This is a genomic window from Pseudoalteromonas sp. GutCa3, assembly GCF_002836155.1.
GTDB classification, from domain to species: Bacteria; Pseudomonadota; Gammaproteobacteria; order Enterobacterales; family Alteromonadaceae; genus Pseudoalteromonas; species Pseudoalteromonas arctica.
Genome location: NZ_PJBK01000079.1, coordinates 117,899 through 134,813 on the forward strand (window position 1 = coordinate 117,899; position 16,915 = coordinate 134,813).

A 16,915-nucleotide genomic window follows, 5' to 3' on the forward strand; every position below is an offset into this window, starting at 1 on the left:
AGCGGATTGGTATTAAATGTTCATGCTTAGTAGTTAAATTACTGGAATGAGGCAAAGGTAATGAGTAAATATAATTTTTGTGCGGGGCCAGCTATGCTTCCGCAAGCGGTTATGAAAAAAGCGCAAAAAGAGTTTCTAGATTGGCAAGACCTAGGTGTGTCTGTGATGGAGATTAGCCATCGCAGTAAAGAGTTTTTAGCGCTTACAGCTAAATGTGAAGCTAGCCTTCGTCGCCTAATGAATATTAGTGATGAATTTGAAGTGCTGTTTATGCATGGTGGTGGTCGTGGCCAGTTTAGTGCTGTGCCATTAAACTTACACCAAGAAGGCAAAACAGCGTTTTATTGTGAGAATGGCGTTTGGTCGAAAAGCGCCAGAGATGAAGCGAATAAGTTTACTCAAACGTCTTTTACGGATGTCCGTAATGATGCTGATGGTGAGTTTTCAATTAAAGACGTTGCTGACTGGGAATTACCAGAAGACGCTGCGTACATCCACTATTGCCCTAATGAAACTGTCGATGGCTTAGAGATTTTTGATGTACCAAGCCACCCAACAGCTCCGATTATTGCTGATATGTCTTCAACTATTTTATCGCGTGAGATAGACGTTAATAAATTTGATTTGATTTACGCTGGTGCGCAAAAAAATATCGGTCCATCGGGCATATCAATTGTTATTGTTCGTAAAACATTACTTGAGCGCGAAGGTTTGCCAAAGCCCGGTATTTTAGATTACGCACTTGAAGCAAAGCAGGGCAGTATGTTTAATACCCCACCTACCTTTGCTTGGTATTTAGCGGCTGAAGTATTTGAATGGCTTGAAAGCAATGGTGGGGTAAAAGCCATGGAAGCACAAAATATTGCTAAAGCAAATTTACTGTATGATTTTATCGATAACTCAGATTTTTATTCAAATATAGTCGCTAAACATTGCCGCTCACGCATGAATGTTCCATTTTGGTTAAACGATGAAAGCTTAAATAGCAAATTTGTTGCTCAATCAAACGAGGCCGGTTTACTTGCACTTGAAGGTCACAGAATTGTGGGCGGTATGCGCGCAAGTATTTATAACGCTATGCCTCTTGAAGGTGTTCAAGCACTTGTAGATTTTATGGCTGCATTTGCAAAGGAGCACAGCTAATGGAGCAGCTCCGTTTAGAACCTATTTCTAAAGTAAATGGCACGGTAACCCTACCAGGTTCAAAGAGTCTATCGAACAGAATTTTATTATTAGCAGCACTGGCAAACGGTACCACCGTTGTAGAGAACTTACTTGATAGTGACGATATACGCCATATGCTGGGTGCTTTAAAGTTATTGGGTGTAAATGTAACTTTAAATGATGAACACACTGTAGCGACCGTAGAGGGAGTTGGTGGTGTGTTTAATACACCTACTGAGCCCTTGTTTTTAGGTAATGCGGGTACTGCTTACAGACCTTTAACGGCTGTACTTGCTGCCGTTGCTGGTGAGTATGAGCTAATAGGCGAGCCACGTATGGAAGAGCGTCCGATAGGGCACTTAGTTGATGCTCTACAAGCGCTTGGTGGTGATGTTACTTATACAAAACACAAAGACTATCCACCACTTAAAATTGTAGGTGGTCAAATAAAAGGTGGTGAGGTTGAAATTGACGGTAGTATTTCAAGTCAATTTTTAACGGCTCTATTAATGGCAGCGCCATTATTTAGCGGTGATACAACGATAACTATTAAAGGTACTTTAGTATCTAAACCTTATATTGATATTACGCTTGATGTAATGGCACGTTTTGGTGTTAGTGTTGAACACAGTGATTATGCAACTTTTAAAGTTAAAGGTGGTCAACAGTATCAATCACTCGATCGAATTATGGTTGAAGGCGATGCATCTTCTGCTTCTTACTTTGTTGCTGCGGCTGCAATTGCTGGCGGCGAGATTGAAATTAAAGGCGTGGGTGCTAAATCAGTTCAAGGTGATATAGGCTTTGCTAAAGTAATGGAGCAAGTAGGCGCAAAAATCGATTGGTATGATGAACGTTTAGTTGTTCGCAAAGGCGAATTAAAAGGCGTAGATATTGACGCTAATGCAATTCCTGATGCTGCTATGACCCTTGCAACTGTTGCTCTTTTCGCTAAAGGCCCAACTGCCATTCGTAACATTTATAACTGGCGAGTAAAAGAAACAGACCGTTTATATGCGATGGCAACTGAGCTTAGAAAAGTAGGTGCAGAAGTGGTAGAAGGGCATGACTTTATAGAAATTACACCGCCTAAACACTTCAACGATGTAGCAATAGACACTTACGACGATCACCGTATAGCCATGTGTTTTGCAATGGTTGCCGTTGGTGGAAAGCCAATAACGATTAATGATCCAAAGTGTACCTATAAAACATTTCCTACATTTTTCAATGTTTTAGCGTCAGTCAGTGAATAAGCTAATTAGAAGTAATTACAAAAGTTACACACTAATAGCAGATATATTTTAATAACTGACGTATAATGTCGCGGTTTATTTAGGTGTGCATTGCAGGAGGTTTTAAATGCAGGCGTTATTAATGCCCGTGATCACCGTTGATGGCCCAAGTGGTTCAGGTAAAGGAACTGTTTGTCGCTTGTTAGCCGACAAGTTAGGGTGGGATGTATTAGATAGCGGTGCGATTTATCGCGTTTTATCTTTAGCTGCACTTCATCACCAAATTGCATTAGACAATGAAGAAGGGCTTGTCCCTCTTGCTGCAAATTTAGATGTGCAGTTTTTGGTAGATAGCCAAACTAATGCAGGAAAAGTTATTTTAGAAGGCGAAGATGTAACTACTACTATTCGTAATGAAGAAGTAGGCGCTGCAGCATCAAAAGTTGCAGCATTACCTCGCGTTCGTGAAGCGTTATTACGTCGCCAGCGTGCATTTCGCACTGAAAACGGCTTAATTGCCGATGGCCGTGATATGGGCACTGTGGTTTTTCAAGATGCGCCGTTAAAAATATATTTAACAGCAAGTGCAGAAGAGCGTGCTCGTAGACGCTTTGTTGAGTTGAATACGCGCGGTCTTGATGTTACACTAAGTGGTCTATTACAGGACATTCAAGCTCGTGACGAGCGCGATATGAATCGTGCCGTTGCTCCGCTTGTACCTGCAGATGATGCTATTGAGCTTGATACTAGCGAGCTCAATGCACAGCAAGTGTTTGATAAGGTAATAACTTTATTGGATATTGCAATCTCTGAAGGTAAGCTTCCTAAACGAAGCTAAACACATTTTATGCGCCAGCAGGATGCCAGTGCTATTTTAACAACCCCATGCAGCATGGTTGCTTATTGGTATTAATATATGAGACGTATATTCGTATGTCAGAAAATTTTGCGCAGTTATTTGAAGAAAGCTTAAAGGGTTTTGAAGCAGAGCAAGGCTCTATCGTTAAAGGTACAGTAATCTCTATTGAGAATAACATTGTACTTGTAGATGCTGGTCTTAAATCAGAAAGTGCTATCCCTGCAGAGCAGTTCAAAAATGCTGCTGGTGAACTTGAAGTTGCTGTAGGCGACGAAGTAGATGTTGCACTAGATGCAATTGAAGACGGTTTCGGTGAAACTATTCTTTCTCGTGAGAAAGCTAAGCGTCACGAAGCATGGATCCGTCTTGAGAAAGCATGTGAAGAGCAAGAGACTGTTACTGGTGTTATCAACGGTAAAGTTAAAGGCGGTTTCACAGTTGAAGTTGATTCAATCCGTGCTTTCCTACCTGGTTCACTTGTTGATGTTCGTCCAGTACGTGACACAACTCACCTTGAAGGCAAAGAGCTTGAATTTAAAGTAATCAAGCTTGACCAAAAACGTAACAACGTTGTTGTTTCACGTCGTGCAGTTATCGAATCTGAAAACTCACAAGAACGTGAAGAGCTTCTTGCTAACCTTGTTGAAGGCCAAGAAGTTAAAGGTATCGTTAAGAACCTTACTGACTACGGTGCATTCGTTGACCTTGGTGGTGTTGATGGTCTACTACACATTACTGATATGGCTTGGAAGCGTGTTAAGCACCCTTCAGAAATCGTTAATGTTGGCGACGAAATCGCAGTTAAAGTTCTAAAATTCGACAAAGATAAAACTCGTGTATCTCTAGGCCTTAAACAGCTTGGTGAAGATCCATGGGCAGCTATCGCTGGTCGTTACCCAGAAGGTTCTAAACTTTCTGGTCGTGTTACTAACCTTACAGATTACGGCTGTTTCGTGGAAATCGAAGAAGGCGTTGAAGGTTTAGTACACGTTTCTGAAATGGATTGGACTAACAAAAACATCCATCCTTCAAAAGTTGTTAGCTTAGGCGACACTGTTGAAGTTATGGTTTTAGAAATTGACGAAGAACGTCGTCGTATTTCTCTTGGTCTTAAGCAATGTATTGCTAATCCTTGGCAGGAATTTGCTCGTCTACAAAACAAAGGCGATCAAGTTACTGGTAAGATCAAATCAATCACTGACTTCGGTATCTTTATCGGTCTTGACGGTGGTATTGACGGTCTTGTACACCTTTCAGACATTTCTTGGAATACACCTGGCGAAGAAGCTGTACGTGAATTCAAGAAAGGCGACGAAATCACTGCTATCGTATTGCAAGTTGACCCAGAGCGTGAACGTATCTCTCTAGGTGTTAAGCAAATCGAAGCTGACCCATTCAATAACTACCTTGATGCAAACAAAAAAGGTGCTATTGTTAAAGGTAAAGTGACTGAAGTTGATGCGAAAGGCGCAACTGTTGAACTTATCGAAGGCGTTGAAGGTTACATCCGTGTAGCTGATATCGCTCAAGAACGCGTTGAAGATGCAACTACTGTTGTTTCTGTAGGCGACGAGATTGAAGTTAAATACGTTGGTGTTGATCGTAAGAACCGCACTTTAAGCTTATCTGTAAAAGCTCTTTTCGAAGCAGAAGAGAAAGAAGTACTAGAGAAGCTTAAGAAAGAAGAGCCAGTGTTTGAAAACGCAATGGCAGCTGCTTTCGCAAATGCACAAAAAGACTAATATATAATTAGTTTTTAGTTGGAAGGGCATTTTTTGCCCTTCCTATATCTCTTTTTAAGGAAACGCTATGACTAAGTCAGAACTGATAGAAACACTTGCGGAACAACACGCACACGTTCCAGTGAAAGATGTTGAGAATGCTGTAAAAGAAATTCTTGAACAAATGGCCGGCTCATTATCTACTTCAGATCGTATTGAGATCAGAGGTTTTGGTAGTTTCTCTTTGCATTTCCGCGCTCCTCGCACAGGTCGTAATCCTAAGACTGGCGATACAGTTGAGCTTGAAGGAAAGCATGTACCTCATTTTAAACCAGGCAAAGAATTACGCGACCGCGTAAATGAAAGCATTGCCTAGTTAACTTAGTGGAGTAGTTACTTGTTCAAGGTATTAAAAATTATTCTGGTTGCGCTATGCCTTATCAGTGCATTTGTATTAGGGTCACAAAACCCACAGTTAGTACAAATAAATTATATTATAGCCAGTAATACACTACCTTTAGCTGTAATAATAAGTATCTGCTTTTTATTAGGTGTTTTAGTGGGTTGTTTTATTAGCTTTAAATTGTTTTCACAATTAAAGTGGCAAAACTACCGCTTAAAAAAGCAATTAGCGCCTGAAAAAGATAAAAAAAAGCTTGCCGCGAATAAAGACACCTAACTATGATTGAGCTTTTGTTTTTACTATTACCTGTTGCCGCCGGTTACGGCTGGATTATGGGTAAAAACAGTGCTAAAAACCAAGCTCATCAACTAAACCGTCAGATCACTTCTGAATACAGCAAAGGCTTAAAGTTTCTACTCGACAGAGAAGAAGACCAAGGCTTAGAGCACTTGATTAATTTGCTTGAAGTTTCAGCTGACTCTGTTGAACACTATTCTACACTTGCCACCATGTTTCGCCGTAGAGGTGAATTAGACCGCGCAATTAAAATTCATGAACTTCTATTAAAACACCCAGGCTTAAATGAACAACAAGCTGCAACTAGCCGTTTAGAACTTGCCGAAGATTATATAATGGCTGGTCTACTAGATAGTGCAGAAGAGCACTTAGTTTGGTTAGTTAAGGCTGGCCATGTAGAAGCGCTAGACCCTATTATTACTTTATATTCGCAAACCCGTGAATGGGAAAAAGGCATCAACATGTTTGAAGCCCACAGCGAACTATTTTCAAAAGAACAACAATTTAAAGCGATTGCTAATTTTTATTGTGAATCAGCTTTAAGTGATAACACACCCCAACTAATGAGAAAAGCGATTAGCTTAAATTATAAAGCCGTACGTCCGCTTTACGAGTTAGGATTAGTTGCTTACGCGAAAGAAGATTACGTTAAAGCTATTTATTACTGGCGTGAGCTTGTATCACAATTCACTTTGTTTGCGCCGTTGTTTATTGATGAGCTAGCTCACAGCTATAAACAATTAAATTTAACGCATCAATTTCATGAATTAGTCAGTGACTTGTTAGAAAAGGGCGGTGTATTAATTAAAATAAAACATTGCCAAGCATTGCTTGAGCAAGGACACACTAAACAAGCCTTTGAATTTCTAACTGATAGCTTAAAACGTCAACCTACTATTCGTGGTTTCAGTTTTTTACTGCAATTAATGGGTGACCAAAATAAAAATACTAAAGAAGTACTTAATGAAATTGATAAGCTTGTAACCTCTTATATTGCTACAAAACCTGATTTCCAATGTCAGCATTGCGGTTTTACAAGCTACACCATATATTGGAATTGCCCTTCTTGTAAGCATTGGGAAACCATTGTTCCAAGTCGAGGCTTAGACGGATTTTAATAACCCCTTAAATAATATCGGATTTAACTATGATAATTTTAGCAAATTAAACTGAGAGTTTACTGGGTTGGAATTTTTTGATGTTGTGTCTATATAAATTTCTCTACACCTTCTCTCAAATTACCAGCTAGCACTATTGCATTAAATCTACTTATACAATTACTTTATATCAATTCGCTTAATTAAGTGGTCTGTTTTGAGGTAAGAAAATTGTGTCGATAACAAGGCAAAAATTTCGTAATATTATTGTTCTATATAAGAAATTTTTAACGCAGTTAGCGTCAGATTTGGTCCTCAAATTGATTAAGTATTATTGCGGATTGGTATTATAGCCATACATTAGGATAGTCATGTCTTTCGAACAGTCAAAAAAAATTCTTATAGCATTAGATTACGATGATCAAGAGGTTGCTTTAAACTTTGTTAAACAACTTTCTCCTGATACATGTCGTCTTAAAGTAGGCAAAGAGATGTTTACTTATTTTGGACCTGCATTTGTTAAAGAGTTAATTGATTTAGGTTTTGATGTTTTTCTAGATTTAAAATTTCATGACATCCCTAATACAGTAGCTAAAGCTGTTACTGCAGCTGCGAAAATGGGTGTGTGGATGGTAAACGTTCATGCTTCTGGTGGTTTTGAAATGATGAGCAAAGCTAAATCGGCTCTAGAACAATTTGGCGATAAAGCGCCATTACTTATCGCGGTTACTGTATTAACAAGCATGGATGAAACAGAACTAAAGCGTTTAGGCGTTGATAAATCTGCTCAAGAGCAAGTTATATATTTAGCTAAGCTTGCAAAGGAAGCAGGGCTTGATGGCGTTGTGTGTTCTGCACAAGAAGCAAAAGCTTTAAAAGCAGAGTTAGGTGAGAACTTTAAACTTGTAACACCAGGTATACGTCCTGAAGGCAGTGATGCTGGCGATCAAAAGCGTATTATGACTCCTAAGCAAGCAATAGATGCAGGAAGTGATTATTTAGTTATAGGCCGACCTATTACTCAGGCAGATGATCCCGTAAAAGTGCTTAGTGATGTTAATAGATCTATAGCATAATTTAACAAAAAGCAGCAATATAGTGCTAAAAGCCCTTACCTCATGTATATTTTATGTTACATTATTAGGATTGAAATGTAGTAGGGGTTTGTTTTGAAGTTATTATTAGGTTTTATAATTATTATTGTTGCGGGTTTTTCAGTAAATAAAAATCTTTTTTCTAATAAAGCATATGATGATGTTACATCAGTAACAGATATAATCACGAGTTACCCTGTCAATATGTTCGATTTTAAACAAACAATGCAAGATTATGCACACCACCTATGTTACAAAAATGAGGATACACTCATATCTCAGCATATAACAGTAACTGATTGCATATCTAAGCTTGATGATAAAAAAATAGAATGCGAAAAGAAGGTTTTTCGTTTGGCACCGCTTAACCTAGAGTCAAAAGGTGAAGTGCTTGATTATTCAAGGCAATATACGCAATGTACATTGCCTTATAAGTATATTTTAGGTTAATTACAAACAGATAATATTAGTAATTACAGCCTATTATTTATAATTAAGATCTTAAGCGAATGGATTTCGCTTCAATATCTATCAACTCTTTTTTGAATAATCCACCAATTGCTTTTTTATAGTTAGCTTTACTAGTAGAAAACATCTTTTTTATTGCTTCAGGTTCAGATTTATCACCTAATGGGATAACTCCACCTTCGTTTTTAAGTTTTTGCATAATAGTTTCACCAAGGTCACTTACTTTTCCCATACCTGGTTTTTCTAATACAACATCAATTTTTCCATCTTCACGTACTTTCTGAATGAAGCCTTTAAGCTTTTGACCCACAAATAAGCTTTTAAATACCATATTGTAAAAAACAACACCGAAATGCGATTCTTCAATTAATACCTTGTAGCCAATATCTGTTTTACCAGCAACAATTAAATCTACTTCTTGTAAGTGAGTATATTGTGGCTCATCTTTAGATAGGAAGCGATTAAAGTTGTTTGATGCACAAATACGTTGGCTTGCATTATCAAGGTACAGACGAACTAAATATGAGTGACCTTCTTGCATGCGTGGTTTTTGTTCGTTAAACGGGGTTAGTACATCTTTCTCAAGACCCCAATCTAAAAATGCACCAATACTATTAATTTCTTTAACGCGAAGCAGGGCATATTCACCTACTTGTGCGTGTGGCTTTTTAGTTGTGGCAGTTGCTAAGTTAGCGTTGTCTAAAAAGATAAATACACTAATGCTATCGCCCGCTTCAAGCTCATGTTTAATTTCTTGTTTTGGTAAAAACACTTCACCTAAATCATGACCATCTAAGTAAGCACCTTCGTTACTCACTTCTTTTACAAATAATGTTTGTGTGGTTCCTAGGTAACTCATAATTATTCCTGCTCAGTCTTTTTTTTACGGCGCATTGGTGTATCGCCATCAATGTTCATTGGTGCTTTAATTGGTGCTGTTGGCTTTTTAGGTTTGGCTTTGCGTTTAAATACAGGCTTTTTAACAGCGGCGGATTTTTCTTTAGATTTATCCCACGTTGCCTCAGGCTTTTTCTCTTTTAAACCTTTAAATTTAGCTTTTAAGCCCTCTACGCTCGCAAATTTTAACTCATCATTTAAAAATGCTTTAATAGCTAAATAACTTGCCCAATCTTTTGGGCCAACTAATGAAATTGCGTTACCTTTAAAGCCTGCTCGTCCTGTACGACCTATGCGGTGTACATATTCTTCAGCGTGTTTTGGTAAATCAAAGTTAATAACATGCGTTACACTTAGTAAATCTAAACCACGAGATGCAACATCAGTTGTGATTAATATTTTAAAGTTTTCGCGACTAAACGAATCCATTATATCTAAACGTTTATTTTGTGTTAAATCACCAGCAAGCGCTACAGACTTGAAGCCTTTAGCATTAAGCGCTTCACTCAAGCGACTAGTGTCAGAACGTGTTGCTGTGAAGATAATGCATTGACCAACATCATCTTGATTCAAAAAGTGCTCTAATAGCGCTTCTTTATGATCAAGGTGATCGGCTAGATATAAAGTTTGTTTAATATCGCTATGTTGCTCATTCGCTGCACTTAGCGTAATTTGCTTTGGTTTTTTTAATAGGTTACGTGATAGAGCATCTACTTGTGCATGGTCAAGTGTTGCAGAAAACAATAACGTTTGACGTAAACGGTGATTAGCTTGCTCGTTAATCATTTTTAACTGCTCGGTAAAGCCTAAATCTAAAATACGATCGGCTTCATCAAAAATAAGCAGTTCTAGTCCACTCAATTGTAATGAACGTTTTGTAATGTGATCAGCTAAACGCCCTGGTGTAGCAACTACGAATTGTGGATCGTTTCTAAGTGCTTTTATTTGGTCATTAAAGTTTTCGCCACCAAGTATTTTTACGGCCTTAATGGCTGTGCCTGCAATTAATAAACGCAGCTGAGTAAATACTTGCGTAGCAAGCTCACGAGTAGGAGCAACAATAAGTACACGAGGATCGCGTTTACTGAGTGCTTTTTGTTTCATAACCCTTTGTACAGCAGGTAATAAAAACGCCAAGGTTTTGCCCGACCCAGTTTTAGACTGAGCGAAAATGTCATGCCCTGCAAGTGCGGTAGGCACTGCATGCGCTTGAATATCGGTGGGCTGGGTGATCCCTTGATGTGCTAACTGTGTTTCAAGGCGTGTATCAATCCCAAGATCAGTAAACTGCAATGTGTGTTTCTCCAAAATGAGCAAATTAAGTCTATAAATTTATCAGCGCATTATAGCTTACACAGATAGGTCGCTAACAGTAAAAACCAATCTATAGCGCTATTTTTTGCAATTAAACTAAAAAAGCGTAAAATACGCGCCCCATATGCGCCGGATTTACGATTCGGTAAACGCCAATACTGGCTAATAAGGCAAAATAGGAAATATAATGACTGTTGTTCATAAAGATAATGTAACGGGCGATCACTTTGTAGTATGTGCGCTGTATAAATTTGTTGGTTTACCTGAATTTGAAGCTATCCGTAAGCCGTTGCTTGAAGTGATGGAAGCAAATGAAGTACGCGGTACTTTACTACTCGCTGCCGAAGGTATAAACGGCACTGTTTCTGCAAAACGTGAAGGGATAGACAACTTATTAGCCTGGCTTGATGAGCAACCAAATTTAAAAAACATCGTAACAAAAGAATCTTACGATGATGAATGCCCGTTTTACCGCACTAAAGTAAAACTAAAAAAAGAAATTGTAACGATGGGCGTTGAAGGCGTAGATCCGCTTAAAGTTGTGGGTAGCTATGTAAAGCCAAATGAGTGGAACGCACTTATATCTGATCCAGAAGTAATTTTAATTGATACACGTAATGATTACGAAATTGAAATTGGTACATTTCAAAATGCAGTCGATCCAAATACTAAAACCTTTCGCGAATTTCCACAGTGGGCTAAAGAAAACTTAGACCCTGAAAAACATAAAAAAGTAGCGATGTTTTGTACAGGTGGTATCCGCTGCGAAAAATCGACGGCCTACATGAAAGAGCAAGGTTTTGATGAAGTTTATCATCTTGAAGGCGGCATTTTAAAATATCTAGAAGAAGTGCCAAAAGAAGAAACCATGTGGGAAGGCGAATGTTTTGTATTTGATAATCGCGTTGCGGTTGATCACGACTTACAAAAGGGCTCTTATGATCAATGCCACGCGTGCCGTATGCCAATTACAGAAGACGAAAAGTTAAAGCCTGAATACATGGAAGGTGTATCTTGTCACCATTGTATTGAAGAAGTGACAGACGAGCAGCGGACACGTTTTGCGGAGCGCCAAAAGCAAATAGAATTAGCGCAAGCGCGTGGTGAAGGCCATATTGGTAATGAGGCACAAGCTGTTTTACAGCAACGTAAAGAAGCCAAAAAAGCCCAAAAAGACGCTCAGCGCGGTAAATAAATTTTTACAATAAGTATTATATTTAAAGAGTCTATTTAGGCTCTTTTTTTGTGCCCAAAATTGTGTAGTAATTGTTTTCACACTCCGATGATAGTGTTAATCTGCAAAACATATTTAGTCATTTTAATGCGCATACAGGAAGGGATTTATGCAAGCCGAACAAGTTGAAATCGCACAATTTTTAGCACAACATCCTCCTTTTGATGACTTACCTCAAAAAGCGCTTAATGAGCTAGCTCAACAAGTAGAAGTTGCTTATTTTAGAGCAAAAACAGACATTTTAAGTTTTGGACAAGACATATCTGATTTGTATGTGATTAGAAGTGGTTCTGTAGAAATGTATCGCCGAAATGGTGAGCTATACAATCGTTTGGCCATCGCAGGAATATTTGGTCAAATGGGTTTATTGATGAACCGTAAGGTGCGTTTTCCTGCAACTGCCCTTGAAGATACGTTAGTTTATTGTATAAATGTCGAGCTATTTAATCGTTACTGTGATGAGTTTGATGCGTTTGCTGATTACTTTGAAACAGATGGTAACGTGCGTTTACATCAAGCTATTGTTGAACAAGCCGATGGCAATGACCTTACAACCGCTAAAGTAAAATCATTAATTCACAGAGATGTAGTCACCGTAGATGCAACATCTACAATACAAGATATCGCTAAATTAATGACCGAAGAGGCGGTATCGTCAGTTTTGGTAACCGATGTAAATAAACCAATAAACGACGATCCTGAGGAAGATGATGGACAAGTCGTTGGCATAATAACCGATAGGGATTTACGCTCAAAAGTAGTGGCTAAAGGGCTTGCTTTTAACACACAAGCAAAAGAGATTATGTCTACTAACTTAGTGCTTTTAGACGCTAATGACTATATTTTTGAAGCAGTACTGGCCATGCTCAGAGATAATCTTCATCATTTACCCGTAGTACAAAAAAGACGTCCTATAGGAGTTATCTCCCTCTCTGATATTTTACGTTACGAATCGCAAAGCAGCTTATTACTTGTACGCGGCATACTTGCTCAACAAACAATTGAGGATTTAGCGCATTATGCACGCCAATTACCCAATGTATTTGTCCGTATGGTTAATGAAGATGCAAATTCACACATGATTGGCACTGCCATGGCCGTTATTGGGCGTACATTTAAACAAAGATTACTGGTATTAGCTGAAGAAAAGTTTGGTCCACCTCCCGTTCCTTATTGTTTTATTGCACTGGGCTCCATGGCTCGCGACGAGCAACTTATTGTAACTGATCAAGATAACGCACTAATTTTAGATGACAGTTACGACGATGAAAAATATAACGCGTACTTTCAAAATATTGCCGATTTTGTGTGTGATGGCTTAGCGCAGTGTGGTTACACTTATTGTGATGGCGAAATAATGGCGTCGTTTAAAAAATGGCGTAAAACTCGCTCAGAGTGGTTCGATCAATTTGCTGATTGGATAGCCCAGCCAAAACCACAAGCACTGCTTAATAGCTCTATATTTTTTGATTTAGACGGTGTGTGGGGCAAAACCAAGTGGGCCGACGAGCTTAAAATATTTATAGCGAAACAAAGTAAAGTGAATCGTATATTTCTAGCAAATATGGCTGCAAATGCTCGAAATAGGACACCACCGCTTGGCTTTTTTAAAGGCTTTGTTATGGAGCATAACGGCCAACATAAGCGTTCAATGAACTTAAAACGAAGAGGTACTGCACCACTTTCTGATGTTATACGCGTACACGCATTAGCTATTGGTTCGCGTAAACAAAACTCGTTTGAGCGATTAGAAGATATTATTGAAGCTAAGCTATTACCGCAGGGTAAAGCGCAAGATTTACGTGATTCACTTGAGTATATTGCCATGATGCGAATTCGCCATCAAGCGTGGCAAATAGAGAAGGGCGAAGAGCCTGATAACGACTTAGACCCACATTTACTGTCTCCTTTTGAACAGCGAAACTTGAAAGAGGCATTCGCTATTTTAGAAAAAGCACAAAGCTATTTGAAATTTAGCTACACAGCAAACTCAGGTGTGAAGTAGCCTATGAACCCGCGTAATTACAAAGCAGTTGATTGGCAAGCTAGATATAACGAGCTTGCCAACAGCACCGAAAATAAACTTCTAAAACACTTTTATGCAGGTGCTTATAATCAAGATAAAGCCGCTGTAGAAGATGTGCCTTTCGTAGCAATGGACTTTGAAACAACAGGTTTAAATAGCCAAAACGACGATATTGTGAGTGTTGGCTTAGTGCCGTTTAATTTAAAGCGTATTTATTGCAAACACAGCCGGCATTGGGTTGTTCAACCAAGACGTAACCTGCATGAAGAGTCTATTTTAATCCATAGAATAACGCACTCTGAGGTGGATGACGCCCCAGACTTTAATCGAATTATTGAGCCTTTACTTGAAGCGCTAAGTGGTAAAGTTGTCGTGGTACATTACGCCGCAATAGAACGCCATTTTTTAAATAATGCGTTATTACTAAGGCTTAAAGAAGGTGTTGAGTTTGCTCTTGTTGACACAATGGAGCTAGAAAAAAGAGCACTAAAAGAGAGGCAAGGTTTATTAGGCCGATTATTTAATACAAAACTAGGCTCGCTCAGATTAACAGATTGCCGTGCGCGTTATTCCCTACCTGCGTACCAAAATCATAATGCGTTAACGGATGCACTTGCCACAGCTGAGCTTTTACAAGCGCAACTGAGTCATCATTACCGTGTAGATACTCCAATCTCAGAGTTGTGGGTATAATACTAATACGCAATAATACTTTAATCATATTGAGGGTTAAACCTGACGCTAGCTGCGTTAAAAATTTCTCATTTAGATCAATTAAATAAAGAAATTTTGCCTTACTATCGAGAAGTTTTTCCTGCCACAAAATAGATCACTTTATTAAGCGAATGGATATAACCTTAAATAGTTAAATAAAAAAGCGCCGCAAAAATTGCGGCGCTTTCGTTACTAATTAAAAGTATTGCTTACTAAAAGTATTATTTAACTGGGCGAGGCTCAGTTCGTAAACCTAAAACTAAGCTTAAACACATAAACAACAATACAATAGTAAATGGCAAGCCTGTAGAAACAGCACCTGCTTGTAGTGCTTCGATTGCTTGTGTACCACCAATCCAAAGTAAGGCCGCTGCAATTGCGCCCTCTACCGTTGCCCAAAATATACGTTGTGGCACCGGTGCGTCAATTTTACCGCCAGCTGTAATTGAATCAATGACTAATGAGCCTGAGTCAGATGACGTAATAAAAAATACTAACACTAATATAATCGCAATAAATGATAAGATATTAGATAGAGGTAATGCATCAAACATCTGGAACATAGCTAAAGGGACATCAGTTAAACCATTAGTGCCTAGTGCACCAACACCATTAACTACTTGATCAATAGCAATACCGCCGTATATAGACATCCATAAAATAGTGACAGCAGTAGGGACGAGTAATACCGCAATTAAGAACTCACGAATTGTACGACCACGTGATACACGCGCGATAAACATACCTACGAACGGTGACCAAGAAATCCACCAAGCCCAGTAAAATACAGTCCAGCCATGCATCCATGTTTCGTCTTCACGGCCGTGAGGATTACTCAATGGAATAATGTTTTCTACATAGCCCATCACGGTAGTCGGTACATTACCCATTGCTACAGCAAAGCCCACTAAACAAACAAACAATAATAATGAGAAAGCAATTAACATGTTTACATTACTTAGCAGTTTCACACCACCGTCAATACCGCGAACCACAGAAACAATGGCTAAAAGTGTTACACCCGCAATAACTAGAATTTGAGAGCCAATGCCACCTTCTGTACCAAATACATGGTTAATACCTGCAGAGGCTTGTTGAGCACCTAAACCTAAAGATGTTGCAAGGCCAAATAACGTAGCAAGTACAGCTAAGATATCAATGATATGACCAGGCCAACCCCATGCTCTATCACCTAATATAGGATAAAAAATAGAACGAATAGAAAGCGGTAAACCTTTGTTATACGTAAAAAATGCAAGAGATAAACCAACAACAGCGTAAATAGCCCAAGGATGAAGACCCCAATGGAACATAGTTGCGCCCATTGCTAATTTTGCAGCTTCTGGTGTATTAGCGGCTACATTAAGTGGTGTTTCGTACCAACCAGTAAAGTAAGCAACCGGTTCAGCAACGCCCCAAAACATAAGGCCGATACCCATACCTGCAGCAAATAACATAGCAAGCCATGAAACTCGAGAGTGAGAAGGTTTAGCATCATCACCACCAAGGCGAATATTCCCGTAAGGAGAAACAATAAGTGCTAAACAAAAGAGTACAAAGAAGTTAGCAGCCCACATAAATAGGGCATCAAAATTATTAATAATATCGGTCTTGATACTATCAAGCGCTGTTTTTGCAGTTTGTGGGTCGGTAACAAGTATGGCGATTAAAAAGATGACAATCAGGCCCGCACTAGTTCCAAAAACAGGGTTGTGTATATCAAACCCCCACTTTTGTACGTTGTCCTGACCTACGGTGTAGTCCGTATTGTCAATACTATATTTGTCATGATTTTCCTTCATGCAATACCTCTTTAGTTGTCCTAACAAGCCAAAATAAATTTGGCGTCATATCGAATTACATTAGCCTTTAAATATTAAGTAAAAAGTAATACCGTAATTATTTGAAGACTAACTAATTTGAAGAGTGATCATACAGCTAGTAGTGTATGAGTTAAATATTAAATGTAAATGAATTTGTATTTAAAACGCTGTTTATATAGCCAAATTAATGATTCTTTTATTTAAAAAGCCCTAAAATTATAAATTCAGTGAACGTTAAAATTTAGTTTGCTATTAAAAGTATTAATTTACTTAGTTAAGTAAAAAAAGATCACTTTTAAGCAACTTAATTAATGCTTAAATACTAGGGCTTGTTGATCTTTTAGGATTAAAATTTGTTCAATTTAGGAGCTGTTTAATCGATCCTAGGTTTGTAACCTAACGGTTCGATAACTGCTCCTGCGTTATTCTGCATGCTTACATGCACGTAAGAATAATTAAAAAACGAGCTGCAAAGAGCAAATTTCCCTTTAGGGCTAGTATAAATTTATAAGCTGATAAGCATCTTTAATCAAGTTGTAATATGAATATGATTTAACACAACATTAGGG

15 protein-coding genes are annotated in these 16,915 nt (G+C 38.5%); 12 read left to right on the forward strand and 3 right to left on the reverse strand.

Annotated elements, in window-relative coordinates; genetic code table 11:
* Window positions 1-60 precede the first annotated feature (60 nt).
* The 9 genes from serC (at window position 61) to CXF64_RS14245 (ending at window position 8,320) form a co-directional block, all read left to right on the forward strand.
* The gene (gene serC, locus CXF64_RS14205) at window positions 61-1,143 is read left to right on the forward strand and encodes a 3-phosphoserine/phosphohydroxythreonine transaminase (RefSeq protein WP_010552860.1); all 1,083 of its coding nucleotides are present in this window, start codon (window positions 61-63) and stop codon (window positions 1,141-1,143) included.
* Window positions 1,143-2,420, forward strand: a complete 1,278-nt coding sequence (gene aroA / locus CXF64_RS14210) for a 3-phosphoshikimate 1-carboxyvinyltransferase (RefSeq protein WP_010552859.1) — start codon at window positions 1,143-1,145, stop codon at window positions 2,418-2,420. Before serC ends, aroA begins: the two co-directional genes overlap by 1 nt.
* Before the next feature lie 106 nt (window positions 2,421-2,526).
* Window positions 2,527-3,237 carry a (d)CMP kinase gene (gene cmk, locus CXF64_RS14215; protein ID WP_007583052.1) on the forward strand — a complete coding sequence of 237 codons (711 nt, stop codon included), beginning with the start codon at window positions 2,527-2,529 and terminating at the stop codon, window positions 3,235-3,237.
* 95 nt (window positions 3,238-3,332) lie between these two features.
* Window positions 3,333-5,000 carry a 30S ribosomal protein S1 gene (gene rpsA, locus CXF64_RS14220; RefSeq protein ID WP_002961176.1) on the forward strand — a complete coding sequence of 556 codons (1,668 nt, stop codon included), beginning with the start codon at window positions 3,333-3,335 and terminating at the stop codon, window positions 4,998-5,000.
* 67 nt (window positions 5,001-5,067) lie between these two features.
* Complete coding sequence (gene ihfB / locus CXF64_RS14225) at window positions 5,068-5,355, forward strand: integration host factor subunit beta (RefSeq protein WP_007583054.1); 288 nt, start codon at window positions 5,068-5,070, stop codon at window positions 5,353-5,355.
* Between the two features lie 21 nt (window positions 5,356-5,376).
* Window positions 5,377-5,658 (forward strand): lipopolysaccharide assembly protein LapA domain-containing protein, encoded by a 282-nt coding sequence (locus CXF64_RS14230; RefSeq protein ID WP_007583056.1) that lies wholly within the window; start codon window positions 5,377-5,379, stop codon window positions 5,656-5,658.
* Between the two features lie 2 nt (window positions 5,659-5,660).
* The gene (gene lapB, locus CXF64_RS14235) at window positions 5,661-6,797 is read left to right on the forward strand and encodes a lipopolysaccharide assembly protein LapB (protein ID WP_010552858.1); all 1,137 of its coding nucleotides are present in this window, start codon (window positions 5,661-5,663) and stop codon (window positions 6,795-6,797) included.
* Between the two features lie 350 nt (window positions 6,798-7,147).
* Complete coding sequence (pyrF, locus tag CXF64_RS14240; RefSeq protein ID WP_101217323.1) at window positions 7,148-7,852, forward strand: orotidine-5'-phosphate decarboxylase; 705 nt, start codon at window positions 7,148-7,150, stop codon at window positions 7,850-7,852.
* A 93-nt stretch (window positions 7,853-7,945) separates the two neighbouring features.
* Window positions 7,946-8,320 carry a hypothetical protein gene (locus CXF64_RS14245; protein WP_101164055.1) on the forward strand — a complete coding sequence of 125 codons (375 nt, stop codon included), beginning with the start codon at window positions 7,946-7,948 and terminating at the stop codon, window positions 8,318-8,320.
* 43 nt (window positions 8,321-8,363) lie between these two features.
* Here CXF64_RS14245 and CXF64_RS14250 read toward each other — a convergent pair whose 3' ends face one another.
* Window positions 8,364-9,197, reverse strand: coding sequence for a CvfB family protein (locus CXF64_RS14250; RefSeq protein WP_101217324.1), 834 nt, complete (start codon window positions 9,195-9,197; stop codon window positions 8,364-8,366).
* Window positions 9,198-9,199: 2 nt separating this feature from the next.
* Window positions 9,200-10,528: a DEAD/DEAH box helicase gene (locus CXF64_RS14255; RefSeq protein WP_007583068.1), complete on the reverse strand. Its 1,329-nt coding sequence runs from the start codon at window positions 10,526-10,528 to the stop codon at window positions 9,200-9,202.
* A 208-nt stretch (window positions 10,529-10,736) separates the two neighbouring features.
* On the opposite strand from CXF64_RS14255, the gene trhO reads away from it, so the two are divergent.
* From trhO to CXF64_RS14270, 3 genes are all read left to right on the forward strand, one after another.
* A complete protein-coding gene (gene trhO / locus CXF64_RS14260) occupies window positions 10,737-11,744 on the forward strand; it encodes an oxygen-dependent tRNA uridine(34) hydroxylase TrhO (protein ID WP_007583069.1) in 1,008 nt (335 codons plus the stop codon).
* A gap of 148 nt (window positions 11,745-11,892) precedes the next feature.
* Window positions 11,893-13,788, forward strand: coding sequence for a DUF294 nucleotidyltransferase-like domain-containing protein (locus CXF64_RS14265; RefSeq protein ID WP_101217325.1), 1,896 nt, complete (start codon window positions 11,893-11,895; stop codon window positions 13,786-13,788).
* A gap of 3 nt (window positions 13,789-13,791) precedes the next feature.
* Complete coding sequence (locus tag CXF64_RS14270) at window positions 13,792-14,502, forward strand: 3'-5' exonuclease (RefSeq protein WP_101217326.1); 711 nt, start codon at window positions 13,792-13,794, stop codon at window positions 14,500-14,502.
* A 242-nt stretch (window positions 14,503-14,744) separates the two neighbouring features.
* On the opposite strand, the gene CXF64_RS14275 is transcribed toward CXF64_RS14270, so the two are convergent.
* Complete coding sequence (locus CXF64_RS14275) at window positions 14,745-16,325, reverse strand: BCCT family transporter (protein ID WP_024590156.1); 1,581 nt, start codon at window positions 16,323-16,325, stop codon at window positions 14,745-14,747.
* Window positions 16,326-16,915 lie beyond the last annotated feature (590 nt).

What these genes read in the sequence shown, in the direction of transcription:
- serC (WP_010552860.1), top strand. Translation starts at nt 61, where the DNA reads ATGAGTAAATATAATTTTTGTGCGGGGCCAGCTATGCTTCCGCAAGCG.
- aroA (WP_010552859.1), top strand. Translation starts at nt 1,143, where the DNA reads ATGGAGCAGCTCCGTTTAGAACCTATTTCTAAAGTAAATGGCACGGTA.
- cmk (WP_007583052.1), top strand. Translation starts at nt 2,527, where the DNA reads ATGCAGGCGTTATTAATGCCCGTGATCACCGTTGATGGCCCAAGTGGT.
- rpsA (WP_002961176.1), top strand. Translation starts at nt 3,333, where the DNA reads ATGTCAGAAAATTTTGCGCAGTTATTTGAAGAAAGCTTAAAGGGTTTT.
- ihfB (WP_007583054.1), top strand. Translation starts at nt 5,068, where the DNA reads ATGACTAAGTCAGAACTGATAGAAACACTTGCGGAACAACACGCACAC.
- lapB (WP_010552858.1), top strand. Translation starts at nt 5,661, where the DNA reads ATGATTGAGCTTTTGTTTTTACTATTACCTGTTGCCGCCGGTTACGGC.
- pyrF (WP_101217323.1), top strand. Translation starts at nt 7,148, where the DNA reads ATGTCTTTCGAACAGTCAAAAAAAATTCTTATAGCATTAGATTACGAT.
- CXF64_RS14250 (WP_101217324.1), bottom strand. Translation starts at nt 9,197, where the DNA reads ATGAGTTACCTAGGAACCACACAAACATTATTTGTAAAAGAAGTGAGT.
- trhO (WP_007583069.1), top strand. Translation starts at nt 10,737, where the DNA reads ATGACTGTTGTTCATAAAGATAATGTAACGGGCGATCACTTTGTAGTA.
- CXF64_RS14265 (WP_101217325.1), top strand. Translation starts at nt 11,893, where the DNA reads ATGCAAGCCGAACAAGTTGAAATCGCACAATTTTTAGCACAACATCCT.
- CXF64_RS14270 (WP_101217326.1), top strand. Translation starts at nt 13,792, where the DNA reads ATGAACCCGCGTAATTACAAAGCAGTTGATTGGCAAGCTAGATATAAC.
- CXF64_RS14275 (WP_024590156.1), bottom strand. Translation starts at nt 16,325, where the DNA reads ATGAAGGAAAATCATGACAAATATAGTATTGACAATACGGACTACACC.